Genomic DNA, 25875 nt, shown 5'->3' on the forward strand with positions numbered 1-25875 from the left:
GTATACCTTAAACTCTCTCCATATATTCTCCAGTTCTTGTATCTATTCTTATAACTTCACCTTCATTTACGAATATTGGAACTGGAACAACTGCACCAGTTTCAACAGTAGCTGGTTTTAGTACATTTGTAGCAGTGTTTCCCTTAACTCCTGGATCTGTCTGAGTTACCATTAATTCAACAAAGTTTGGAGCTTCAACTGAGAAAGCTTCTCCTTTGTAGAATTTAATTACAGCAAACATATTTTCTTTTAAGAACTTTATAGCTCCTTCAACCTTTTCATAGTTTAATGGAATTTGCTCAAAAGTTTCTTGATCCATGAAATAGTATAACTCACCATCTGAATACAAGTATTGCATTTCTTTTCTTTCTATAACTGCTTCTTGAAGTTTTGCAGTTGGGTTAAAAGTTGTATCAGTAACTCCTCCTGTTATAACATTTCTAAGCTTTGTTCTAACAAAAGCAGCTCCTTTACCAGGTTTAACATGAAGGAAGTCTATTACAACATACACTTGTCCATTATCTTCAAAAGTAGTTCCTTTTCTTAATTCTCCTGCTGATATCATTAATGTATCCCTCCAAAATATATTTCATTTTTATATTTTAACCTTTACAGGTAATTATATACAATTATTTAATTTAAATTTCAAAAAACTGATATATCAGTATAATTCATTAAAAATGTACTAATGTATTATTTTATACATATAAGTTCTTTAGGTGATTTAGACAAAATCTCTATTCCATCTTCTTTAATAATTAATAAATCTTCTATTCTAACTCCGCCAAAACCTGGTATATAAATTCCTGGTTCGTCAGTAACTACCATACCAGCTTGTAACTCCTTAGCATTTCTATATCCCACCATTGGAGCTTCGTGAATTTGTCTTCCAACACCGTGACCTAGGCCATGTCCAAAGTAGTCTCCATATCCTTTTTCCTTGATATAGTCCCTTGCAACCTTATCTACATCTATTGCTGGCGTTCCTGGCTTAAAAGCTTTTAATGCTCTTTCCTGAGCTTCTAGAACTACATTATAGATTTCAACCATTTTTTCTGAAGGTTCTCCTATAACAAGAGTTCTTGTCATATCTGAACAGTATCCCTCGTAAACACATCCGTAGTCAAGGGTTAAAAATTCTCCTTTATTTACTACTTTATCGGTAGCTACTCCATGAGGTAAACTGGATCTAACGCCTGACGCAACAATGGAAGGGAAGGATAATGCAGTGGCTCCTAGCTTTTTCATGAAGAATTCTAGCTCTAACCCTATTTCCCTTTCTGTCATTCCTGGTTTAATAAATTTAACGATATAGTCAAAAGCCTTATCAGCAATTTCTGCAGCTTTTCTTATAATGTCTAATTCACTTTCGTCCTTTATTATTCTTATTTCTTCAACTATTCCTTCCATAGGAATTAGTTCACAGCTTACTTTACTTTTATAGACACTGTAAGTACTGAAGGAAACTACATCTTCTTCAAAGCCTAATTTCTTTATATCATTTTTTTCAACTAACTCTGCCAAAAATTCTGCAAAAGTACTATTTTTGCTATACTCTAGAACTTCATAATCCTTAACCTGTTGTCTAGCTTGCTCTGTAAATCTAGAGTCCGTAATAAAAAACGCCTTATCTAATGTTATTACTGAAAAACTCTCATCTCCAGTAAATCCACTTAAGTAATTTCTATTGGCATCTCCAACTAAAAGTACTCCTTGGAGATCTTTGCCTTTCATTTTCTCTCTCAATTTTTCTATTCTTTTTTTAAACATATTTAATTCCCCCAATGTAATATAGGTATAATTTTGATATTAATTTTTCCTATTTCTATAAGGATTATTCCTAGTTTATTTATTCTTTAATTTCTAACTTAGAAGTATACTATATTACTACATTTCTAGATTAACAATGTTATTTTATCAAAACTTGTGATTATTTGCAAATATTAATATTACCTATTCTTAATAAAAGTCACATTTACTACAGTACTCACTTCACTGTCATGTTTTTCTATTCTAATATCTTCAATGCTATGAAAATATTCTAAGTTCTTAAGTTCCTTTAATGTTTTCTCTTCATCATATATGTTACCTAAAAGTTCAATTTCTACTGATACTGTGTTATCCTTAGGCTCGTTGAAATTTTTAATTTTTATATTGGAATACTGTCCTAGCCCCTGCAATATATCACTATATCCATACTTTTTTGACACTAGATGCTGATTATTTTGTTGTTCTATAATACGCTCTTTCCCTTCACTTTCCAATAATTGCTGATGAACTTTGTAATTTCCAAGAACCATCACTATACTAAAAATTATACACAAGAACAGCATTATTCTATAATTCTTATACATTTATATTTTCCTTCACTTTAATTCTATAGAAATTCTAATCTCCTTATCATTTTGTTCTTCCGGAAGAACTAAGTTTTTTATAATAAATTCATTCTCTTCTTCTATGTTTTTTATTAAGGATATATAATTAAAGTCTTCGCTGCTTATTTGAATATCCGCTTTTTTGTTTTTTATGTAGATGTTTTTAAAAGGAATACCTGTCTCTATTATTTTATTTACCTGAGATAAAGTATCTAATGTTTTGTATTCCTTCATATCACCTTTATTTTTATCTGAATAGTTACCCTTGTTATAAATTTTTGTTTCATTGATTCTGTTATCTAAATTTTTTACTTTGTTTAGTTTAATAATTAAAAAATCTGCAAGAACTATGTTTACAATAATAATACCCATAATAGATAATCTCATGACTTTTCTTTTCCTGTTTGTTTTACCTTCTAAATACCATTGTGGTAGAAAAAAATCATTCTTCATTTAACATGGCTCCCATTGTCTTATATGATTATTAGCTTAATACTAAATTAGTATATAGCTTAAATATTTTTTATTAAATAAATCTTTTATTTTAAAATTTGATTAATGCTATATTCTTTATCAAGTTCCCCCAAATCCTCACAGATATAATCTTTACTCAAGGATTGGATTAGCTCTTTATTAAAAAAGTTTAAGAAGAATATAGCAGGCATCTCTTTAGCTTTACTTAAAATATTACATTTCACTATAAAAATATCTAATTCCTCTTTAAGACCTTCTAAATTGAAGTTTTTTAGAACAGTATTACCTACTATTCTATCCTTGTAATATCCTACTAGGTAAACATTACCTTCTAGTGAGAAAACTAGTACATAATTTTCTGATTTAATCTGATTCCTATAGCTGTTCAATATACAAAACTGTATAGGATATATTCCTTTTACTTCTCCGCCGGCCTCTATACACTTTTCTACTAAATTTACCCCATTCCAATTTAAGCAAAATATAATAATATCTAAACTATTTCCATTATCTTTTAGAATTTCATAAGTAAACATTATACTATCTAAATTTTCAAACCTAACCCTTAGTTCCTGTTTAATAATAAAATACAGCTTTTCTTTTGACACCTTTGGCAACGTTATAAGTTTTACATATACTTCTTCACCATGAACAACTATGAATAAGTTTTTGTTTCTCACATGAATTTTAATGTCTTGTATGCTATCTGCCTCTATTTTTAGACTTTCCTTTTTTCTTCTTTTATTTATTCTATGCAAAAGGCTTATGCTAAATAAATCTCTATAACTCATATGATTTTCGAATATCTCTAATATACCTTTTTTAGCAATCATTTTAATTCTCCTTTCAGAAAAGAATAATCTATACACCCATAAACAACAGATGATCCATCAACTCTGTATTCATAAAGTTCTTCCTTATAAAATTTACCTTTCAAATAATATTGGACTAAGAAACAATCCTTGTCTTTATTATACTGCACAGTGGATTCTTCATAACTTAATGAAAAGTTGTCTAAAGAATTAAAAAACCTTTTTATTTCTTCTTCACTTATGTTTTTAATATTTTCATATATATGCTGATCTAGTGCTGTAAGAATATATTCTCTGTGCTTTTGTTCCTTATCCACCTTAAGTATATTTTTCTCCGTTCTTTCAACATTTTGTTTTATCAATATCTCCATTTTATAGCACCCTAATGCTATAAAAAGACATAAGCTGCAAATAGTTAAAGTGTATATTAAGATGTAGCCCTTACTTTTAATCTCTCTAACCCTAAACATCTCCTGTAAATCCTACCTTTATCCATCTCAATAGATATATATATGACCCCGCCAGCTTTCTCTACTTTAAAATCCTTAGTTTTTTTAAGTATATTATTAGTAGTTGAAGAGTAAGCAGAGCCATAAGAAATAATAATATCTGACTGTCTATCTTTCCTAATGTAGTCATATCCTGACCCATTAAATCTTTTCAGTTTGATTTTATTTTCATCGACCTCTACGTACTCAGCACTGTTAACGTGATATTCAATTAGCATTAGTGCCTCATTTACATAAAAGCTTTCTCTACTCTTTTCTATTTCCTGCCTATGAACTCTCATATATTTAGATATAACAATAATCTCCATAGAAATAAGGATTCCAATTAGAGAAAAAACCAACATTATTTCTACTAATATAAAACCTTTAGTTGTATTACCTCTTATATTTTCCTTTATAAAATTCACACTCCATAATCCTTAAACGGTTAAATTGCTTGATGTAAAGCTTTAGGTTTACTTTTAATACATTACCCTCTTCTATTCTAAGGACTAGATAGGGTTCCTTTAACGGACGACTGTTAGTAAACATATTCTTAATTGAAGTTTCTTTAATATTTCCTTTATCTATTTTCTCTTCAGTTACGTAATATTTTCCCTCTCCATTAAGACTTTGCAAATCTTTATAAGAAGTATTATAGATCATATTATTTTTAAGTTCCTCCATAAACATAGAATACTGTTCTGTCTTAGAGCTGTACTTTTTTAGTTTTAATGAATCTAATACAATTGTAAGGGATGTCATGAATAAAATTGAGAATATTGTTATACTACATAGTACCTCTACAATGGTGAATCCTTTCTTAGTTTTTAATGTCCACATATTCCGTTCCTACACACATGCTTATTTCATGTATTTTTCCTTCTCTATCGCTAAATTTTATAGTACAAGAGCTAGCTGTTATACCTCTGCTGTCAATCAGTATTTCTTCTGGCATTCTTTCTTTTTCAAGCACAAAACCTTCCGGAAACAACAGTTTGTTTACCTGTTCAGAACCACAATTTAGAGTCATAGAATTATTTAGTGAATTATTATCAGAATTGAAATAGATATGCCCTCTAATCTCGTTATCTCTGCAATACTCTTTAGAATTATTAATAAAATTTAATATACTGTTGCTTAGTATTTCTGAATCTATTTTACTTGTTATTTTTCTATATCCTCCTAGGTTAACTAGACTGAAAGTAAATAATAAAGATATTATCCCTGTTACTAAAACTAATTCGATTAAGGTAAACCCTTTATTTTTCTGTTTAAGAATATACATAGCATCCTCCTACTCTGAAAATACTGTGTTACCTCCACGTTTCACTATACAAGTATTTTGTGCAGCATCAATTGTTAAAGTATATTCAGTTTCATCACTGACATAGTTAACATTTACGCTCTGCCCATCTTCATTCACTTGCACGTCATCCACACCAACTTCCTTCAGAGAAGTTAGTGTGGTTATATTGCCTGTTATATCTGTTTTTATAAATTTGCCATCATTATATCCATAGCTTGCCATAGCAGCTGTTTGAATTTGTTTTGCAATATTAACTGCCTTTGTTTCTTTTACCTTATTGTGATAAGCTGAAAACTTAGGAATCATAAACCCCATTAGCACTAGCATAATTGAGACTACCAGCATAAGCTCTATTAGTGTAAATCCCTTTTTCTTATTCTTCATCTTAGTTCCTCCTCTTATAATTTTTATCACTAAAAGATTCCTTTAACCCATTCCATCCATAATACTAAATACCGGCGATAGTGCTGTAATAATGAAGGTTCCTATAACCATAGTTAAAATTAGAATTGCCACCGGTTCTATAAAAATTATTATTTTTTTCATGCTTTGTTCAACATCCTGCGCCAGCAACTCTCCTATCTTCAAAAACATATAGTCTAAATTGCCAATCTCCTCTCCCGTATAGACTAAAGATAAGAACAAATTATTGCCTACTTTTGCCTTTACAAAGGAACTATGAATACCATCTCCTTTATTTATTTGTTCAATGGTATTCTGTATTCTCTGCTCTATAATTCTATTTTCCAAGATGCTAGTAGTTATCTCTAAAGATTTAACTACATTAATACCAGATCTTAAGAGCATACCCATTGCCATAGAAAATCTCGCTAACATGGCTTTATTATAAATTCTATCCACCAAAGGAGTTGTAAGTTTAACTTTAGCAATAAAGCCTTTCCCTGTAGATGTTTTGCTAAACCTCAATATTAAAATAATAATTATAAGATTGGTAAAACTTATAACTAAAAAATTCCTCTTAAAAAAACTACAAACAGACAGAACTACCTTAGTTATGAAAGGAACTTCTCCACCAGTTAAATTTAATATATCTATAAATTGAGGTACTATTTTAACCATTAAAAATACAGAAACAAAGATAGAAAGGATTAAAACAATTAAAGGATAAGTAAGTGCCGTTTTAATTTTAGTAAATATTTTATGTTCATTTTCGTAATATTCCGATAATTGTTTTAATATTAAATCTAATCTGCCGCTTTCCTCACCTATCCTAATCATTTCTAATAAAAATATCGGATATATATTTCCAAAAGTTTTCATACTTTCATAGATAGACTGACCTTTACTTACATATCTCCCAATTTCCTTTAAGCTTCTTTTTAATAAGACATTACCGCTTAACTCCTCCGTTATGCTTAATACTTTAGGAATAGGGATTCCAACCGTTATCATAGAACCCAAAATTCTACATAAATTACTAAAATCACGGGAACTAGGCTTTTTTAGCCCTATTTCTTTTAAATCTTTTTTTCTTTTTTCCACGCTGCAAAGGAAATATCCCCTTTTCTTTAATAGCAAATTTAGTTCTTCGATACTATAATCATAATGTCCCTTTATTTTTTCTCCCCGAAGGTTTACTGCTTCGTACCTAAAGATTTTTTTCATCTCCTTAATATTTATAAGTTTATCCTAAGAAGTTCATCGAAGGTGGTTATCCCTTCTTTTACAAGCATTTCACAATTTTCTCTTATGGAGCCTATACCTTCTTTGAAACTAAACTTTCTTAACTCTTCTGCTGAATCCTTAAGCTTAAAGCCTTTTTTTCTCAATTCTCTAAAATCTATTAATTCATAAATTATAGTTCTCCCATTATATCCTGTACCGCTGCAATTATTACAGCCTTCCCCCTTAAATAACTTATTTTCAGTATCTAGGTTTAGATATTCTTTTTCATTCTCTGTGGGAGAGTATTCTTTTTTGCAAAATGTACATATTTTTCTTACTAGCCTCTGGGCTATAATTCCTATTACAGCATCCTCGATAAAATATGATGGCACTCCCATATCTTTAAGCCTAAGCACCGCTGCAGCTGCATCATTTGTATGGATTGTACTAATAACAAGATGCCCTGTTACTGCTGCCCTAATGGCTATCTGTGCTGTTTCCTCATCCCTAATTTCTCCTATCATTATTATGTCCGGGTCCTGTCTCAAAATGCTCCTTAACCCCTCTGGAAAGCTAAAGCCTATTTTATTGTTAACATTTACTTGATTTACATTGTCTACAGTATATTCCACTGGATCTTCTATACTTGTAATGTTCTTTTCCTTCTTATTAAAAGTTTGAAGCATTGAATATAAAGTAGTAGTTTTCCCACTACCTGTAGGACCACTAACAAGCAATATTCCATGAGGATTTGTTAGCATAAATTTGATATCTTTTTCATCCCTATCAGAAAACCCAAGAGAACTTAAGGAATTTAGCCCTTCAGATTTATATAGGATTCTCACAACTATCTTTTCCCCATATACAGTTGGAAGAGTTGAAATTCTTAAATCATAATTTGCATTATCATAAACAAACTCTATCTTTCCATCCTGAGGAACTCTTTTTTCTGCGATATTTAGGGAAGCCATAATTTTTAGTCTAGTGCAAATATGTGGATATATGTCCAATGGAATTGACAAAAACTCCATCATAATGCCATCAACTCTAAACCTTACTAAAAGCTGATCCTGAAAAGGTTCTAAATGTATGTCGCTGGCATTCTTACATATAGCGCTATTAACTAAATGATTAGTAAGTTTTACTATAGGAAACTGCTGTAAACTTTCTTCTTCCTTGAAGGAGAATTTTTTTTCCTTTGTATTAGCGTCCTTTTCTTCTTCAATTGCTCTTACAACACTTTGTACACTGTTTTTGCAGTAATAGGAATTTACCGCATTTACTATACAGTGCTTTGGTGAGTAAAAAAATTCAATGCTTTTCCCAGTAATAAACTTTAATTCTTCATATAAAAATATATCTAGATTTCTATTAACAGCAATGAACAAGTTGTCTTTGTTTTGTTTAAAAGCTATTAAACAATTACTTACAGCTATATCCTCTGGTATAAGTTTTACTGCTTCAACATCAATAGCTGTTTCCTCTAAATTTATTGTCTGCAAATTCCGAACCTTTAACATACTCACCTAATCTCCTATCTATATTTATCCTGAATTATATCCATTATTTTCTCTTATAAACAAAATACATAGGAATTTCAAAAATATCCTGTTAATAACACAATATTAATTTTATAAACTAGTAAAGCAATCAAAGGTTAGTATAAATATCAAAGAAAAAAGCTTATAAAGTTACTAAATGTAACCTCATAAGCTATCGTTACCATCTATCGCTGCTATAAACATTATATTTACCTTCATGGGTTGATATTAGATTTATAGCCCTTTCCTTCTTATCATACATAAAAACGTCTTTTTTATCCTGCACTTCTTCATTTTCTATACCAGAGAAATAGATATTTCCCTGGTCATCTAAGGCCAGCTCTGATTGTAAGTCTAACCTTTTAGGAAAATCGTAGGTTAGCCTATCTATTTTAAGGCTTTTAGATGAGAATCTATATAATGCCAGCTGTCTATCCTCTTCAGCTCCCAGGAAAAATATATCACCACTTTCTAAATCTGCTGTTGCCTTATATATCTCTTCTACATTGCTATCTATACTCCTTGTTTCTTTACTTTGAATATTATAATAGTATATCCTAGATTCATCTCCTTCTCTCCCGAGAAAAAACACACTATTGTTTATAGATGTTAAAAACATACAATATCCTTTAGTATCTTCTAAGTAAATTTCTTCTTTGTTTTTTGTAAAATCATATACATAAATATTATCTGAATTTTTCTTTCCTTCAACAGCACCATAGTACATAATCCTATCTGAATCTAACCACCAATATAAATTTCCTGATACCATTACCTTGGAGTTTAAGACCATTTGCTTTTTGTCTTTTATATTATATATTTTTAATCCCTCTGCACTATCTAAAGAGTCTTTTTTAAATGTTCTATAGGCTAACTTATCCCCAGAAGGGCTTAATCTTAAATCTAATGCAGAATAAAAACCCTTCAATTCCTTCTTTTTTCCATCCTTGATAATTATAATGCTGTTATTATTAAAATTTTCCCCTTTAGACTTATTAACTGAATAAGCATAGACTGAATTTTTAATGCTGTATACCATCTCATTTAAGTCTTCTACAACTCCTATTTTATATAAGCCTCTATTTTCTATTTTAAAAACATTAGCACTACTATCTAAATTTTCTATAGCAGTAACCTTAGAGTACCGTGGAATATCAACCACCATGGAGGTCTCACTCTCTTTTTCACTGCAAGCAGTGAGAACTAAGGACATTAAAAAAAAGGTTATAAAAAATGTGGTTTTTATAAAAGTCTTCATTTAACCTTAATATTCCCCTTTATAGATTATATTCACCCTTAAAAGAAACTACTGCTGGTCCCGTCATATACACTCCCTCTTCTTCTATTTCTATTACAAGCCTTCCTCCAGGAACCTCAACTTCTACTTTTTCATCTGTAAATCCTAATCTATTGGAAGCTACTGCAGCAGCACAACTTCCAGTGCCACAAGCTAATGTAGGTCCTGCTCCTCTTTCCCATGTTTTAACTTTGACTTTACTTTTGCTTACAACTTCACAAAAGTTAACATTTGTTCCTTCAGGGAAGATATCATATTTTTCAATACTTTTACCTTCATTTACATCATAGTTATCAAGGCTTCCAAATATAACTGTATGAGGCACACCCATAAGCATACTTGTTATATTATATTCTCTACCATTTATTTTTATTTGTTTATTTATTAGCTCTTCCTCAAATTTTGCAGGTATATCCTCTATTTTAAGAGAAGCCTTACCCATATATATTTTAACTTCTTTCACTTTATCATCTTCTACCTTTAAAAAGGCTTCTTTTATTCCATCGCCAGTTTGAATTTTTATACGATTATTCCTTACTATATTCTCATCCCATACATATTTTGCAAAACATCTTATTCCGTTTCCACACATGGCAGCATAAGATCCATCAGCGTTAATTATGATCATTTGAATTTCAGCAGTGTCACTTTCTCTAACTATTAGTATTCCATCTCCACCAATTGCAAAATTCCTATTACATAGTTCCTTAGCCAACTCTCTTTCTTTTCCTAGGAATTCCTTTTTTCTATCATCTATAACAATAAAATCATTTCCATTGCCATGCATTTTAGTAAATTTCATTAAAATTCTCCACCCTTCCCATGATAAGTTTTACAATTTTATAAACTTCAAAATAAGTGTACTACTATGATAAAGTTTAATCAATAAATTATTTAACTTTATTTTAAAAATTTAAAATGATATAATTTTTACTAGATTTATATATTTTATTTTTTAGTTTAAACTATATAAATAAACTAGATTAAACTGAACAGACGTAAGAAAGGATGATATCCATGGCCTTAGATGGAATTTTTATACATAGCATTATAGAAGAGTTGAAAAGATGCCTGATAAATGGTAGAGTTGATAAAATAAATCAGCCAGAAAAAGATGAAATAATTTTATCTATTAAGAATGAAAGAAAAACCTATAAGTTGTTAATTAGCTCAAGTTCTGTTTATCCTAAAATACATCTTACAAAAATAGCCAAACAAAATCCTATGCAGCCTCCTATGTTTTGCATGGTTTTAAGAAAGCATCTTAACACCGGTAGAATTGTAAACATAAGGCAATTAGGTACAGATAGAGTGGTTTTTATAGACTTTGAAAGTTCTGATGAGTTAGGTTTTAATAGCATATATACATTAATAATAGAAATTATGGGGAAACATAGTAATATTTCTCTGGTTCGTGAAAGAGATAATGTTACCATGGACAGTATAAAACATATAACACCAGAAATAAATACTGTAAGAAGCCTTTATCCCGGGATAAAATATACCTTTCCCCCTAGTTCACCAAAATTAAACCCTTTTAATTATACAAAAGAAGATTTTATATCTTATATTAAGGAAAATAATCTTAGACTGGATAACAACTTTTTTTCCAAAATATTCACAGGAGTAAGTTCCCAGTTTTCCAAGGAAATTTTATATAGATTAAATACTGTAGACGCTTTTACAGAAGAAAATCTTGATTTTATATTTGAGTTTTCCAAGGAAATCTTCAACAAAATTGAAAGTAACCAGTTTTTCTTTGGATCTTATTCTATAGAGGGTATTATAAAGGATTTCTACTGCGAGAAACTTAATTACCTAAAGGATTATACTGTGAAGGTTTTTAGTTCTCCTTCAGAGCTTCTAGAAGATTTTTATTATGAAAAAGATAAGGCAGATCGACTTAATAATAAAAGTGCCGACTTACAAAAGCTGGTAAATATTAATTTAGATAGATGCTATAAAAAAGTACATATTTTAGAGGATACTTTGAAAGACTGTCAAAATAAAGATAAGTATAAGCTATATGGAGAACTTTTAACAGCTAATATATACAGCTTAAAAAAAGGTGATACTTCTGCCTCTGTCCAAAACTACTATAGTGAAGATTTAGAGTGCATAACTATTAAACTTGATAAAGATAAAACGCCAACAGATAACATTCAGCACTACTTTAAAAAGTACAATAAATTTAAAAAGGCGGAAGAATCTGCAAAAGTTCAGTTAGAGTTAACAGAGCAAGAGATAGACTATTTAAGTTCCGTATTAACGAATATAAAAAACGCAGAGGATTATGAAAGCATAGAAGAGATTAAAAGAGAATTAATGGAAACTAGCTACATCAAGTTTAAAAAAACCTCTAATAAAAAACCTAAACCATCAAAGCCTATGAAATTCATATCTAGTGATGGTATAGAGATCTATGTAGGAAAAAATAATTTTCAAAATGACTATTTAACCCTAAAGTTTGCCGATAAAAGAGATCTATGGATGCATACTAAAAACATACCTGGTTCCCATGTTATAGTAAAGAACTTTGGCAATATACCAGATAAAACTTTAGAAGAAGCGGCGTTATTAGCTGCCTTCTATAGTAAAGCTAAGGATTCTACTAAAGTTCCTGTAGACTACACTGAGATTAAAAATGTACATAAGCCAAGTGGCTCAAAGCCAGGAATGGTAATCTACTATACAAATAAAACTATCTACGTAAATCCAGAAAAACCACAATTAGAACAAATAAACTAAAATAGGAGGAGACTCTACAGGAAAAGAGTCCCCTCCTATTTTTTTCATTTTAATATTACTAACATAACAATTTCATATCCATATACGGTTAACATTGTATCTTAATTTTCCTGCTCTCCATCATTTGCCTTTATTAATATTATTTATACATTGCAATTTTCTCTCATTCTAGATACAATTAATTCAAATATTTATAAATGACTGAATATTCAACACCATAATTTATGAAATTTGTCATTGTGTTAAATTTTTAACGACACTCAATTCTTAATAATCTATTAATTTTGAATGTTTTTAATTTAGATTTCCACAAAAAATTACAAATTATTTAAAATTACCACTAAATATTATTAATCTATTTACGAATACTATAAATATATATTTTTTTTAAAATTTTTATTAATTTAGAAGGATTTTATTCATATTTACAGAATATTATATAAAGACAATAAATTAAATAATTCATAATCCTTAATTTCTTATTCACTCTTTATTAGTTAAATTTTTTACTAAATAATTTTATTTAATTGGAGGTAACCAAACATGAAAAATTCAACAAAAAATGCACTAGTCATTGGTTTCGCACTCTTCGCAATGTTCTTTGGAGCAGGAAACCTCATTTTCCCACCATATCTAGGTAAAGCCGTTGGCGCTAGCTATGGTACAGCTATTATAGGTTTTTTAATAACAGGGGTTGGTTTACCACTTAGTGGTGTAATTGCCTGTGCAATGATCAACGGTTCTTTTGAAGACATGGCAAATAGAGTTGGTAAGACCTTTTCAGTACTTGCTACTATAGGTTTAATACTAGCAATAGGTCCAATGCTAGCAATACCTAGAACTGCTGCAACAACTTTTGAATTAGGGGTACATCCTATATTCCCTTCAGTGTCACCAGTTGTATCCGTTATAGTTTATTTTGGTATTACATTAGTTTTCGTTCTTAGACCTTCATCACTTATTGATAATATAGGTAAAATTCTTACACCAGCACTTTTAGTTATGCTAGCTATTATAATAGTTAAGGGAATTATAAATCCTATTGGACCAGTTGTAGCTACAGATTATAAAAACGTTTTCTCGAGCTCACTATTAGAAGGTTATCAAACAATGGATGCCATGGCATCAGTTATATTTGCATCTATGATTCTTACATCAGTAAGATCAAAGGGATACAGCACTCCTAAAGATGTCATGATGATGACAATAAAGTCAGCTGGTGTTGCTGTAGCTGGTCTTGCATTTGTATATGGTGGACTTACTTACCTTGGAAGCCAAACAACTACTCTATTCCCAGCAGATATAGCTAGAACTACACTAGTTACTGAAATAGTTAGACTAGACTTAGGTAGCATAGGAAGTGTAATACTTGGTCTTGCAGTTGGACTTGCCTGCTTAACTACAGCAATAGGTTTAGTTTCAACAGGTGCAGAGTTCTTCTCAAAGCTTACTAAAGGCAAGGTTTCTTACAATGTTTTTGCAATAGTTATAGCTTTAGTCAGTGGTGTAATAGCTACACAAAACGTTGATAAAATAGTTGCTCTTGCAGTACCTGTTTTACAAATACTATATCCTATAGTAATCGTTCTAATAATCATGACATTATTAGGAAAGAAAGTTAAAAGTGATAAAGTTGTTGCAATTACAACTTATATAACTTTAGTAGTAAGTGTTCTTGACACTATCAATCTTTTAACTGCCAATAAGATAGGATTTATAAGCGGTATAGTCAACGCTATTCCTTTAGCAAAGGCAGGTTTCTCTTGGCTTATACCAGCTGTAGCTGCATTTATTATAGCTTCAGTAGTAGTAAAATCTGATTCTGGTAAAAATATAAAAGAAAATATTGCTTAAAAAAATAGACTGTATGGATTATCCATACAGTCTATCTATTTTATATAAACTATATTATTCATAAAACTTTTTCTCCGGCTTTGGTCCTAGATATTGATAATAGTAGCACTTTAACCTTCCATTATAAAGCTTTCTATTTTTATCAGCATCCTTTCCAAAATGTTTCTGAAATTCTGGATGGGCGGTAATTACAAAGTAAGACCAATCCTTTAATCTACCAAAAACTTCTCCCATATCCTTATACAAAGCTTCTACCTGCTTAACCTCTCCAAGTCTCTCACCGTAAGGAGGATTAGTTATTATAAAACCATATCTTTTTTTAGAGCTAAAGTCTTGCATAGGCATCTTTTGAAAGCTTATATATTCATCTACACCTGCTTTTTTAGCATTTTCCATAGCGGTTCTTATAACTCTTCCATCCATATCTGATGCCATTATTTTAAATTCCTTATTGTTTACAGCATTCTTAGCAAATCTTCTACTTTCCTCCCATATACTTTTGGGAATAATGTCCCATTGTTCTGATATAAAGCTTCTATTTAACCCCGGTGCAATATTTTTGCCTATGAGAGCAGCCTCAATAGGTATAGTTCCTGAACCGCACATAGGGTCTGCAAGTAACCTGGATGGCTCCCACTTGCTTAAAAGCACTAATGCAGCGGCTAAGGTTTCCTTTATAGGTGCTCCGCCGGCATTCTCTCTATATCCTCTTTTGTGAAGTCCTGTGCCAGAAGTATCTAAAGTTAAAGTTACTATATCCTTTAACAGTGCTACTTCTACCCTATATCTAGGTCCCTCTTCGCTAAACCAATCTCTTTTATATCTTCTTTTCATTCCTTCTATAATGGCCTTTTTAACTATAGATTGGCAATCTGGCACACTGAATAAAGTAGACTTTACTGATTTACCTTCTACATGCATAAAAGCATCTACTGGCATTATACTTCCCCAATCTACAGCTAAAGTTCCCTGAAATAATTCTTCAAAGGTTACAGCTTTAAATTCCGCCATTTTTATTAGTATTCTATCTGCAGTTCTAAGCCACATATTACAGGTTACTATGTCCCTTTCATCTCCTTGAAAGGTTACCTTCCCATTTTCTATTTTCAAATCATCATAACCAAGTTCTTTCAACTCACTTGCTACTATAGATTCTAATCCAAAAGTTGCTGTTGCAATTAGTGTGTATTCCATTTATTTATCTCCCTTTTTCATTTAATTAAGAGTTGCTTTATATACCTTTACTCTCATGTTTTTTCCATTTTAATATATACTAAACTTATTATACCCATAACTTTGTTTTTTTCAAATATAAAATTCTCATTTTTTTGCTAGAGCTAAAACCTTATCTAACTAAAATTAGTGATAAATATAAAAGTCCCTAAAACTCCCAAATGAAGTTTTAGAGACTTTTTAGCAAAATTATGCTACTTTTTCTTCTGAATCGCTAATAGATGTATCTTCTTCACCAGCAAACTGATCTTCTGTAGTACTCTTCTCTGGAAGAATTAAATTCAGTACAATTCCAACTATAGTAGCTAGTGCAACTCCAGCAATTTCTACTTCTGAACCATTAACAGTGAACTTTATTGCAGCACCGCCAATTCCCACTACTATTATTACTGAGGCTAATATCAGACTTTTTTTCTTTCCAAAATCAATTTTATCCTCTACAAATATTCTAAATCCAGATGAAGCTATTATGCCGAAAAGCAGTATACTAACCCCACCCATGACAGGCATTGGCATATTTTCAATTATAGCTGCTATAGGACCTATGAAGGAAAGTAAAATTGCTATAATTCCTGCTCCACCTATTACCCATACACTATATACCCTGGTTATTGCCATAACTCCTATGTTTTCTCCATAAGTTGTATTGGGAGGTCCTCCAACCAGTCCTGCAAATATAGTAGCTACACCATCTCCTAATATAGATCTGTGAAGTCCTGGTTCTTTAGTAAAGTCTCTTCCTACTATATTATTTGTAACATAAACATGTCCAATATGTTCTGCTAACGTTACAAAGGATATTGGTGCCATAAGCATTACAGCGTTTAGATTAAACTCAGGCGCTGTAAAGGCTGGAAGTCTTAGTAACTCTGCATTTATAATAGAATGTATAGCGCTTTCAGGTATAACTCCAAGAACTAGCGCAGTCATATATCCAGTTAGCATTGATATTAATATTGGTATTACTCCTAAAAAACCCTTAAAATACATAGTTCCTAGTATACCTACACCTAGGGTAACCATAGATACTGTTATCCAAGCCCACCTTGGTACACTATCCATTGCCGTTGTTGTATATGAGGAATTTAGGCCTGACCAATTTACTGCAACAGCTGCTAGTCCTAGTCCAATAACTATAACAATGGAACCGACTACTACCGGTGGTAATGCCTTTCTTAGCCAACTAATACCACAAAACTTAATAATAATAGCCACTAATATATATACCATACCGGCAGCGATGACTCCTGAAAACATAGCTCCTGAACCATAATTTTTAGAAGCTACTAGCATTGGTCCTATAAATGCAAAGGATGATCCTATAAATGCTGGAAGCTTGGCCTTAGTACACAATATATAGAGCAGAGTTCCTACACCACTGCAGAAAAGTGCAATAGACGGACTCATACCAGTAATGATAGGCACAAGGATAGTTGCCCCCACCATGGCAAAGAGATGCTGTAAGCTCAAGGGAATAGTAACTCCTATAGGTAATCTTTCTTCGACGTTTACAAAATTTTTCACTTTTTCTTCCTCCTTTTATAGTCTCTCAGGACTATTTTAAAAGTTTGCTATTTAATACTTATAGCAGCCTTAAAACTATAATTCATAGATTTTTACTGAATCACAATCATCAAATTCCTTAATTTCTACTGATACAATCTCCCCTTTTGATGTAGGAATGTTTTTCCCTACATAGTCTGATCTTATAGGAAGCTCTCTATGTCCTCTATCAACTAAAACTGCTAATTGTATCATTTTAGGTCGTCCTGAATGTATAACTGCATCAATTGCTGCTCTAACTGTTCTTCCAGTATAAATCACATCATCCACTAATATAACCTTCTTGTCTTTTACATTAATTAGGTTTCCATCCTTAACTATAGGATGCTCTCCTAACTTGCTCAAGTCATCTCTGTAAAGAGTTATATCTACACTTTCTACTGGAACCTTAGTACCCTCAATTTGCTCTATTATTTTAGCAATTCTCTGAGCTAGAGGATACCCTCTTCTCTTTATTCCTACTAGTATTACATCCTCAATACCCTTGTTTTTCTCAATTATTTCGTGAGAAATTCTAGTGAGGGTTCTTTGAATGCCTTTTTCATCTAGTATAGTGGCTTTAAGATTCTGCATATATACTTCCTCCCTTTTCCTGTAAATTATTTTTAAAGCCTATATTTTGCTATAAAATTTACCTTTATTGCAAAATTAAACCCATGCTCAGTGAGCATGGGCGTAATAAGCCTATTTAGCCTTAATCAACCGCCTTATGACCTCACTGGATCATTTAAAGGATTTTTCCATTAAAAACTAATTCATATTTTAACACAACAATATTTCTATAATTGTATCACAGACTTTTAGCTATTTCAATTCTTTTCTCAATATATCTAATACTCTTTTAAAATGTTCTGGTATATCACAGTGGAACTCTATGTATTTTCCCGTAGTTGGGTGTATAAAGCCTAGCTTTTTAGCATGGAGCATTTGTCCTTCAAGATTAAATCTCTGCTTTTTATGTCCATATACCGGATCACCTACTAAAGGATGACTAATATAGGCCATATGAACTCTTATTTGGTGAGTTCTTCCAGTCTCTAACCTACATTCTATAAGTGTATTATTTTTTAGTGTTTCTAATACCCTATAGTGGGTAACAGCTCTCCTGCCGTCCTTTACTACGGCAATTTTTATCCTATCTACAGGATGTCTTCCTAAGGGAGCATCTACAGTGCCCTCCTCCTTCTTTATTATACCTTCTACTAAAGCTACATACGTTCTTGTCATAGAATGATCCTTTAACTGCTCTGCAAGTTTATTATGAGAATTGTCGTTTTTAGCTACTACCAGTATTCCTGAAGTATCCTTGTCTATTCTATGAACTATTCCTGGCCTAGCCACACCATTTATTCCCGACAAGTCTTTGCAATGATATAAAAGAGCATTTACCAATGTACCACTATACACTCCAGGAGCAGGGTGAACAACCATCCCCTGAGGCTTATTCACCACAATTACATCACTATCTTCATAAACTATGTCTAAGGGTATATCTTCCGGTTCTACGTTAAGGCCAATCGGTTCTGGTATATTAACATCTACCATATCACCTGTCCTTAGTTTATAGTTGCTCTTCTTTGAACTACCATTTATTCTTACACTACCTTCTTCAATTAAGTTTTGAAGATAGGATCTAGATTTATCCTCAAAGAACTTAGATAAAAACACATCCAATCTTACATTCTTATAACTATCGTCTACTATAAACTGCTTACTTTCCATCATTCTCTTCCTTTATTAAATAAATTGCAAGTAGTGCTGTACCAGTTACTACTAAAATATCAGCTATATTAAAGGTAGGAAAATAATATACATCCTTGTAATGAAGCATAATAAAATCAACTACATATCTATAGACTAATCTATCCACTAGGTTTCCTATAGCACCACTTACTATAAGTGATAAACTTATTCTCATCAATCTAGATAGAGGTTTGTACCTAAATAAATAATAAATAATAGCTAGCATTATAATCAAAGTAACTAGGGATAAAAAGCTAACTTTATTTTGTAAAATTCCAAAAGCCGCCCCTCTATTCTCTAAATAAGAAAAGCTAAAAAAATCTCTTATTACTACTATCTCTGAAATCCTAGATAGATTATTAAGTGCCCATATTTTTGTAAATCTATCCAAGATTACGCCCAGGATTATTATTAATATTTCCAATTCCATCCCCCCAGTTTTAATTTGGAACGGGGAATTAGGAGTGCAAAGAATTAACTGATATTCCTAACTCCCAACTCCCCATTTCTTTTTAGTCTGGTAATTGACTCTTATACTGCTGGTTACTTATTCTTTCTATAGGGTCAACAAAAGCATCGTCGGTATCTGTATACCATTCTAACTGATTTTCTAATCTTTCAAATCTCCAAACAGCTTGATAACTATCTTCTGCATCAAAAATGACCTTCTCATCCTTGTCATAGTCATTAAACCCATACCCAAAAGGGTAATCAATAACATATTCTTCTATAGGTCTATTATGCTTCTCCAAAGGTCTTGAATCATTGGTTTCATTTTGACACCCTACACAAAACTGAGCATAGGGTATAAATTCCAATCTTTCCTCATTAATATCCTTACCGCACATTTTACATCTTCCATAATTACCTTTGTCAATGCTAGCCAAAGCATCATCTATCTTCTTTATTATAGATATTTCATTTTCTTTGAAGGCCAAACCTCTCTCCTTATCAAACATTTCAGTCGCAGTATCTGATGGATGATTATCGTAGGCTGATAACTCTCTAGACATGGCAGAATTAGAGTTTATAGTTTCATTTTCTTCCATTTGATCTAATAATTCATAGACCCTATCTTTCTCTTTTTTAAGCACTCCTCTAAAATATTCCATTCTTTCCTTATCCATAACTACAGAAGCTCCTTTCGCAACCTTTTAACAAATCATTGGATGTTTAAAAGATTTTAAAGATAATTTAAACTATAGTTCTCCATTATAGTTTTACTTTTTACTTCATGGTTATACTTATTTTAACTAGAATTTTTATATTTATTCTGTAATTATGGAATCGCATTCTCAGTTACTTATAGTACAGTTTCTAACTTTCTTACAGTATCCATTATTCTTCCTAAGGTTTCCATAGACACCGTTTGCCTTGCATCTGATACTGAATTGTCAGGACTTATATGACTTTCTATCATAAGTCCATCAGCACCAGCTGCAATTGAAGCAACACTCATTGTAGAAACAAGCTCTCTAAGTCCAGTTCCATGACTTGGATCTACTATAACAGGTATCCTGTATTTTTGTTTTGCTACTGCAACACTATTTAAATCTAAAGTATTTCTTGTATAGCTTTCAAAGGTTCTTATTCCTCTTTCGCAAAGTACTACGTTCTCATTTCCCGCTGCCATAATATACTCTGCCGCATATAGCCACTCACTTATAGTTGCACTAAGACCTCTTTTTAGAAGTATCGGTGCCTTTGTTTTTCCTACTTCTTTTAACAAGGTATAATTATACATATTTCTTGAACCTATCTGAAGCATATCTGCATATTTAAGAACATCCTCTATATCCCTAGCATCCATAACCTCTGTAACTATTGGTAAATTCATTTCCTTTCCAACAGTACTTAAAATTCTTAATCCATCATCTCTAAGTCCTTGAAAATCATAGGGTGAGGTTCTAGGTTTAAAGGCTCCTCCTCTTAATATATGAACTCCTAATGCTTTAAGCTCCCTTCCTATCTTCATCATAGTATCCAAGCTTTCCACAGAACATGGTCCAGATATTATAGTCTTTTCTTGGGCTCCAATGATAACATCTCTAACCTTTACTTGTATATTATCCCCACTATTTTTGTCTACCAATAAATTTTTCATTTAATACCCACCTATATAAATTAACTTTTAGAATATTACTAGTTATTATATACTCATAAGCATGTTTTTAAGTATTTCAGTAGAATTTTTTATTGCTATCGGTGCGAACTTTTCATAATCCATATGTGCGCCATTGTTTGCATTATCTGAAATAGATCTTATAACAACAAAAGGTATCTTATTTAGGTAACATACTTGTGCAATACTTCCGCCTTCCATTTCACAGGCAAGTGCCTCAAACTCTTCACTTAACCACTTTATTTTCTCAGTATTTGAAATAAATTGATCCCCTGTTACTATTCTCCCTATAAAGCTTTTATGCTCTTTAATATTGTCACAAGCTGCTTTAGCCTTATCTACTAGCTCTTTATCACACTTAAAATCGTAGGTATCTAATCTTGGAATTTGACCAATTTTATCACCAAAGGCAGATGTATCCACATCATGTTGCACAAGATTGTTAGCTATAACCACGTCTCCAGGATAAACCTCTTTGCCTATTCCTCCAGCAATCCCTACATTAATTACCTTATCTACTTTAAAATCATCAATTAAGATTTGAGTACAAATAGAAGAATTTACTTTTCCTATTCCACTTCTTACTACTACCAATTCTTTATCATATAACTTTCCAAAATTAAAGTTCATATTGGCCTTTACTTCTGTTCTTTCAAGGCTCATTTCCTTTAATAATATTTCTAATTCTTCATCCATAGCTCCTATAATTCCAGTTATCATTTTATATTACCCCCTAGCAATACTTTTTCAGTGTATTTAAAATTTTTTCCTTAGAAACTTCTACTTTCGCTCTTCATTGAGTAAAACTTTCTAATAACACAAATCTCGGTTTATCACTATTTTTTTATCATGATTAATAGCATACATAAATGCTGAATAATTGTCAACTTTATCATAGACTGGTTTTAATTCAAATAAAAAATCTCACTCTATTGAGTGGGATTTTTTAGTCATTTACAAAAAAATTCTTAATTTCTTCCAATTCGTTGCTATTGGTGAAAATTTCTTCCTTTATATCGTATTCACCCTTCTTTTCCTCCTGTAAACTTACAGTGTCAGGAGCATCTGAGGTAATTACTTCAATCTCTTTCCCTTTAAGTCTTGTGTCTTTGTTAATAATTTCATTGACTTCAAAGCCTATATTATAATGCTTAACAAAGTCTTTCTCCATATCATCAAACATTTCTAGTTGAGACTCCATAAAGCTTCTAAACTTAGTTCTAAATTTACAGAACTCCTGCTTCATTCTTTCAAATTCATCATTAATTTGAATAACATCTCCATGAGCCTTATCAATTATTTTTTGAGCTGTTTCATTGGCATTTTTAATAATTAACTCACTTTCCTTTTTAGCATTTTCTCTTGCCTGATCAGAAGCATTCTGTGCTAGCAGAAGTGTGTTTTGTATAGTATTTTCCATCTTATTATAGTGGTTTATTTTTTCTTCAATATTTAAAAGCTTTTCCTTTACAGAGGAATTCTCTTTATAAAGAGCCTCGTAACTTTCAGCTATTCTATCTAAAAATTCATCAACTTCCTCAGGGCTGTAACCTCTAATAACCTTTTTAAATTCCTTATTTGTTATTTCCATAGCCGTAATTCTCACTAAGAACACCTCAAATCAAATAAATTTTTTTACAAGAATTTTTATTCTTCCACTTCCTGTCCATCCAGCTTCTTCTATAACTTTGAACTTTCCGTATCCTCTTATGGTTATAATGCAGTCATTCTTTAACAATTTGTCTTTTCTTGAAACTTCAGAATAATCTACAAGTACTTTGCCCTGTTTAATTAATTCTTCTGCCTTCCCCCTTGCTATGTTGCACAAAGATGCAACAACACCGTCAATTCTAAGAGAAGCAACATTTACTACCATAGTTTGAAAATCATATGCAGGAACCTCTGTGATACTTGTATCTGCAACCTCTACAGTACAAGCACACCTACCTACGCTGGTTAAATTGATCTTTATATAATCACTTATTTCTTCGTTAGCAGCCACATAGCATTGGTCATCCTTCAAAATCAAATCCCCAAATTTTTCTCTCTTAATCCCAAGTGCCATTAAAGCCCCTAAATAATCCTTATGTTCCACCTTATTAAACTTAGAGTTACAAGTAATTTTAATTAGGCTAACGGGATAATGCCAAGGCTCCTCATTGGAAAATGCTATCATTTTTCTTTCAGCATCCTCAAAGATACCATAGGTATAAACCCCTATAGAAAAGCCCGTTTCAACTTTCTCTATGGTTTTCCATACATTTGGTGTATAAAATTCTCCTGTGTATATAGTTCCGTTAATTTTTTCCGCCAGCATTATTTTTTCATATAGTTTAGAAGAAATACTTGCCTCTACTAAACCCATACTATTTAAAAAAGTCTTTTTATCCATAACTTCCTACTATAGAATGCTGTAAATAATTCTCTGCAAAATATCTAGTATGAATAAAGCAATTATAGGCGAAAAATCAATCATAAAACCAGGCATAAGCTTTTCTTGAATTTTTCTTCCAGGTATCATAAAAGGACCTGTAAATATACTCAAGATATCTGTAAGTTTATTACTTCTCCCTGGCATAATCCAAGATAAAATAACTTCTAATAATATAGCTCCTTCAAGAAACCTAAATAACAAAGATACTGCAACTGCTAAAGTATTACCTATCATTACTACCCTCCGTTGTTACTTATTCCAGCTAAAAATCCCTTTACCTGACAACTCATTCTTTAAGTCGTTGCTTACCTCTACTGAAGCTGGTGACAATATGTACACGTTTTTCTCCACCTCTTCTAAATCACCGCCTAGAGCATAGCTTGCGCCGCCCATAAAGTCTAGAAGTTTCTGAGCAGTTCTTGGGTCTAAACCAGTAGTATTAATAACTACAATTTTTCTATTTTTTAATTCATCACAAATATCTACTGCGTCATCATATGTAGTAGGTTTAACTATTTTTATTTTCGCTGAAATATTATTATGTATACTTACAATCTTATTTTGTCTCTTTGTGTTTGATATAACAGGCTCCATTTCTACAGAATCATTAACTGCTTTCTTATCTTCTCTCTCTTCACTTTCTTCTAATTCTTCTAAATCATCTTCTAATCCAAGAAACCCCATCATTCTATTCATAACTTTACCAGCCATTGAATCTACCTCCTATTTATTATTATAATTTCTTTTTCCAAATATACCTTCTCCTACTCTAACCATATTAGAGCCTTCCTGTATTGCAATTTCATAATCTCCAGTCATACCCATAGACAATATATCCATATGAATGTTGTTAAATTTCCTCAACTTTAACTGTTCAAATATGGCTTTTGTCTCTTTAAAGTAATTCCTGCAACTTTCTTCATCACCCTGTGGAATTATAGTCATAAGTCCTTTTATCTTCACATTATTACACCGCTCACAAGCCTCTAGAAATTCCTCAATATCTTCTTGATAAATACCGGTTTTACTTTCTTCTTTACCTATATTTATCTGAATCAAAGCCTGTGCCATCATTTCCCCAGCTTTATAATGCTTCTCTAATTCTTCAAGAAGCCTTATGCTATCTAGTGAGTGTATAAGATGTACCTTACCAACTATATATTTAACCTTATTCCTTTGAAGATGACCAATTAAATGCCATTTTATATCTTTAGGAAGCTTATCATATTTATCAAGAAACTCCTGAACCTTGTTTTCTCCAAAGTCTCGAATCCCCTGGTTATAAGCTGCCGTCAAATCCTCTACTGGCTTTGTTTTTGAAACTGCTATTAAAGTAACCTCTTCTGGAATACTGTTTTTTATTTTTCTTATATTCTCTTCAATTGACAAGATTATCGTCTCCTTCAATTTACCATTCACTAATATTACTATTCTTCATAAAAATAAAAATTCCTTCAAAAATTAATTATTTTTTTAATTTATTTAAATATAACCACCGATTATAATGGAGTAAAATGTAAAAACAGTTACTAATTCACTTTTATGAATTCTTTTTTATATTCTCCTACATAAGCAGGTATTTTTATACTGTCAGCTTTTTCCACATCTACTCTAACCTTTCTAATCATTAAGGTTTTTAAGTAGTTTTCATTTGACATCATATAATTATACAATACCTCCTTATTTCCAATGGCTTGAATATTAAAAACGGCAGCTATTTTTACACCATTTACCCTTATGAAAGGGCCACTGCAATATATTTCCGTTGTATCAACTATCCTCTGACCATTTATAGAAATTGCTTCTGCACCGGCATTTATCAAATCATTTATTACTTGTATGATATCAGTATTATGAACAAGCCTTAATTGATAGTCAAAAGAGTTCTCTATATCTTCAATACTAGCATCATTAAGATTAATTATAATTCCTTGCCCACTTACCGGGACTTTTCCAAGTATAATATTATTTGCATTTAACTCTTCTTCAATTTCTTCAGTAACATGTTCATCGTTTAATTCGTTATTTCTAAAGTTCTCTACCTTTAGGTTGTATTTATCATATTGCTCCATAAGGGTAGCTATATCACTATACAGCTTATTTTTGTAATTGTACGCATCTTGATACTGCTTTGCACTTAGAAAAACTGTTCCATTTTCTTTTTTAAAACTGATATTCATAGATATTAGTATTCCTATTATTATAGAAGCTATGAATACGAAAATATTAGCCTCATTATTTTTCATTTAATTCACC

30 protein-coding genes are annotated in these 25875 nt (G+C 31.4%); 2 read left to right on the forward strand and 28 right to left on the reverse strand.

The window, feature by feature from the left end; all coding sequences use genetic code 11:
- Positions 1-7: 7 nt before the first annotated feature.
- The 14 genes from efp to dapF all read right to left on the reverse strand — a co-directional run bounded on the left by efp (position 8) and on the right by dapF (position 10724).
- A complete protein-coding gene (efp, locus tag N4T77_RS05460) occupies positions 8-565 on the reverse strand; it encodes an elongation factor P (RefSeq protein ID WP_261670744.1) in 558 nt (185 codons plus the stop codon).
- A 128-nt stretch (positions 566-693) separates the two neighbouring features.
- Positions 694-1770 carry a Xaa-Pro peptidase family protein gene (locus tag N4T77_RS05465; protein ID WP_261670745.1) on the reverse strand — a complete coding sequence of 359 codons (1077 nt, stop codon included), beginning with the start codon at positions 1768-1770 and terminating at the stop codon, positions 694-696.
- Positions 1771-1949: 179 nt separating this feature from the next.
- Positions 1950-2354 (reverse strand): hypothetical protein, encoded by a 405-nt coding sequence (locus N4T77_RS05470; RefSeq protein ID WP_261670746.1) that lies wholly within the window; start codon positions 2352-2354, stop codon positions 1950-1952.
- Positions 2355-2366: 12 nt separating this feature from the next.
- On the reverse strand, positions 2367-2828 hold the full coding sequence (locus N4T77_RS05475) for a hypothetical protein (RefSeq protein WP_261670747.1): 462 nt from the start codon (positions 2826-2828) through the stop codon (positions 2367-2369).
- A gap of 86 nt (positions 2829-2914) precedes the next feature.
- Positions 2915-3682 carry a hypothetical protein gene (locus tag N4T77_RS05480; protein ID WP_261670748.1) on the reverse strand — a complete coding sequence of 256 codons (768 nt, stop codon included), beginning with the start codon at positions 3680-3682 and terminating at the stop codon, positions 2915-2917.
- Complete coding sequence (locus tag N4T77_RS05485; protein WP_261670749.1) at positions 3679-4032, reverse strand: hypothetical protein; 354 nt, start codon at positions 4030-4032, stop codon at positions 3679-3681. Before N4T77_RS05485 ends, N4T77_RS05480 begins: the two co-directional genes overlap by 4 nt.
- A 56-nt stretch (positions 4033-4088) precedes the next feature.
- Positions 4089-4577 (reverse strand): type II secretion system protein, encoded by a 489-nt coding sequence (locus N4T77_RS05490; protein WP_261670750.1) that lies wholly within the window; start codon positions 4575-4577, stop codon positions 4089-4091.
- Positions 4546-4992: a type II secretion system protein gene (locus N4T77_RS05495; RefSeq protein ID WP_261670751.1), complete on the reverse strand. Its 447-nt coding sequence runs from the start codon at positions 4990-4992 to the stop codon at positions 4546-4548. The genes N4T77_RS05490 and N4T77_RS05495 overlap by 32 nt, the downstream gene beginning before the upstream one ends.
- A complete protein-coding gene (locus N4T77_RS05500) occupies positions 4973-5437 on the reverse strand; it encodes a type II secretion system protein (RefSeq protein ID WP_261670752.1) in 465 nt (154 codons plus the stop codon). Before N4T77_RS05500 ends, N4T77_RS05495 begins: the two co-directional genes overlap by 20 nt.
- 9 nt (positions 5438-5446) lie before the next feature.
- Positions 5447-5842, reverse strand: coding sequence for a type II secretion system protein (locus N4T77_RS05505; protein ID WP_261670753.1), 396 nt, complete (start codon positions 5840-5842; stop codon positions 5447-5449).
- 42 nt (positions 5843-5884) lie between these two features.
- Positions 5885-7084 carry a type II secretion system F family protein gene (locus N4T77_RS05510; RefSeq protein WP_261670754.1) on the reverse strand — a complete coding sequence of 400 codons (1200 nt, stop codon included), beginning with the start codon at positions 7082-7084 and terminating at the stop codon, positions 5885-5887.
- An 11-nt stretch (positions 7085-7095) separates the two neighbouring features.
- Positions 7096-8604 (reverse strand): GspE/PulE family protein, encoded by a 1509-nt coding sequence (locus N4T77_RS05515; protein WP_261670755.1) that lies wholly within the window; start codon positions 8602-8604, stop codon positions 7096-7098.
- Positions 8605-8803: 199 nt separating this feature from the next.
- Positions 8804-9883 carry a hypothetical protein gene (locus N4T77_RS05520; protein ID WP_261670757.1) on the reverse strand — a complete coding sequence of 360 codons (1080 nt, stop codon included), beginning with the start codon at positions 9881-9883 and terminating at the stop codon, positions 8804-8806.
- A gap of 19 nt (positions 9884-9902) precedes the next feature.
- Positions 9903-10724, reverse strand: coding sequence for a diaminopimelate epimerase (dapF, locus tag N4T77_RS05525; protein WP_261670758.1), 822 nt, complete (start codon positions 10722-10724; stop codon positions 9903-9905).
- Positions 10725-10939: 215 nt separating this feature from the next.
- On the opposite strand from dapF, the gene N4T77_RS05530 reads away from it, so the two are divergent.
- Together N4T77_RS05530 and brnQ are read left to right on the forward strand one after the other, a co-directional pair.
- Positions 10940-12670: an NFACT family protein gene (locus tag N4T77_RS05530; RefSeq protein WP_261670759.1), complete on the forward strand. Its 1731-nt coding sequence runs from the start codon at positions 10940-10942 to the stop codon at positions 12668-12670.
- 543 nt (positions 12671-13213) lie between these two features.
- Positions 13214-14524, forward strand: a complete 1311-nt coding sequence (gene brnQ / locus N4T77_RS05535) for a branched-chain amino acid transport system II carrier protein (RefSeq protein WP_261670760.1) — start codon at positions 13214-13216, stop codon at positions 14522-14524.
- A gap of 54 nt (positions 14525-14578) precedes the next feature.
- Here brnQ and N4T77_RS05540 read toward each other — a convergent pair whose 3' ends face one another.
- The 14 genes from N4T77_RS05540 to N4T77_RS05605 form a co-directional block, all read right to left on the reverse strand.
- Positions 14579-15718, reverse strand: coding sequence for a class I SAM-dependent RNA methyltransferase (locus N4T77_RS05540; protein WP_261670761.1), 1140 nt, complete (start codon positions 15716-15718; stop codon positions 14579-14581).
- 228 nt (positions 15719-15946) lie between these two features.
- Positions 15947-17281, reverse strand: a complete 1335-nt coding sequence (gene uraA / locus N4T77_RS05545) for a uracil permease (protein ID WP_261670762.1) — start codon at positions 17279-17281, stop codon at positions 15947-15949.
- A 75-nt stretch (positions 17282-17356) separates the two neighbouring features.
- Positions 17357-17893 (reverse strand): bifunctional pyr operon transcriptional regulator/uracil phosphoribosyltransferase PyrR, encoded by a 537-nt coding sequence (gene pyrR / locus N4T77_RS05550; RefSeq protein ID WP_261670763.1) that lies wholly within the window; start codon positions 17891-17893, stop codon positions 17357-17359.
- Between the two features lie 231 nt (positions 17894-18124).
- Positions 18125-19042, reverse strand: a complete 918-nt coding sequence (locus tag N4T77_RS05555) for an RluA family pseudouridine synthase (RefSeq protein ID WP_261670764.1) — start codon at positions 19040-19042, stop codon at positions 18125-18127.
- Complete coding sequence (gene lspA, locus N4T77_RS05560) at positions 19032-19487, reverse strand: signal peptidase II (protein ID WP_261670765.1); 456 nt, start codon at positions 19485-19487, stop codon at positions 19032-19034. The genes N4T77_RS05555 and lspA overlap by 11 nt, the downstream gene beginning before the upstream one ends.
- 88 nt (positions 19488-19575) lie before the next feature.
- Positions 19576-20190 (reverse strand): TraR/DksA C4-type zinc finger protein, encoded by a 615-nt coding sequence (locus N4T77_RS05565; RefSeq protein WP_261670766.1) that lies wholly within the window; start codon positions 20188-20190, stop codon positions 19576-19578.
- A gap of 176 nt (positions 20191-20366) precedes the next feature.
- Positions 20367-21167: a 3-deoxy-7-phosphoheptulonate synthase gene (gene aroF / locus N4T77_RS05570; RefSeq protein ID WP_261670767.1), complete on the reverse strand. Its 801-nt coding sequence runs from the start codon at positions 21165-21167 to the stop codon at positions 20367-20369.
- A 45-nt stretch (positions 21168-21212) separates the two neighbouring features.
- Positions 21213-21905, reverse strand: a complete 693-nt coding sequence (locus N4T77_RS05575; RefSeq protein ID WP_261670768.1) for a 5'-methylthioadenosine/adenosylhomocysteine nucleosidase — start codon at positions 21903-21905, stop codon at positions 21213-21215.
- A gap of 226 nt (positions 21906-22131) precedes the next feature.
- The gene (locus N4T77_RS05580) at positions 22132-22791 is read right to left on the reverse strand and encodes a DivIVA domain-containing protein (RefSeq protein ID WP_261670769.1); all 660 of its coding nucleotides are present in this window, start codon (positions 22789-22791) and stop codon (positions 22132-22134) included.
- 15 nt (positions 22792-22806) lie between these two features.
- Positions 22807-23577 (reverse strand): RNA-binding protein, encoded by a 771-nt coding sequence (locus tag N4T77_RS05585; RefSeq protein ID WP_261670770.1) that lies wholly within the window; start codon positions 23575-23577, stop codon positions 22807-22809.
- A gap of 9 nt (positions 23578-23586) precedes the next feature.
- Positions 23587-23853: a YggT family protein gene (locus tag N4T77_RS05590; RefSeq protein WP_261670771.1), complete on the reverse strand. Its 267-nt coding sequence runs from the start codon at positions 23851-23853 to the stop codon at positions 23587-23589.
- A 15-nt stretch (positions 23854-23868) separates the two neighbouring features.
- Entirely contained in the window at positions 23869-24330 is a 462-nt protein-coding gene (locus N4T77_RS05595) for a cell division protein SepF (RefSeq protein WP_261670772.1), read from the reverse strand.
- 12 nt (positions 24331-24342) lie between these two features.
- A complete protein-coding gene (locus tag N4T77_RS05600; RefSeq protein WP_261670773.1) occupies positions 24343-25008 on the reverse strand; it encodes a YggS family pyridoxal phosphate-dependent enzyme in 666 nt (221 codons plus the stop codon).
- Between the two features lie 140 nt (positions 25009-25148).
- Complete coding sequence (locus N4T77_RS05605) at positions 25149-25865, reverse strand: DUF881 domain-containing protein (protein WP_261670774.1); 717 nt, start codon at positions 25863-25865, stop codon at positions 25149-25151.
- Positions 25866-25875: the final 10 nt, after the last annotated feature.

It is taken from the genome of Clostridium sp. CX1 (genome assembly GCF_025398335.1).
GTDB classification, from domain to species: domain Bacteria; phylum Bacillota; class Clostridia; order Clostridiales; family Clostridiaceae; genus Clostridium_AM; species Clostridium_AM tanneri.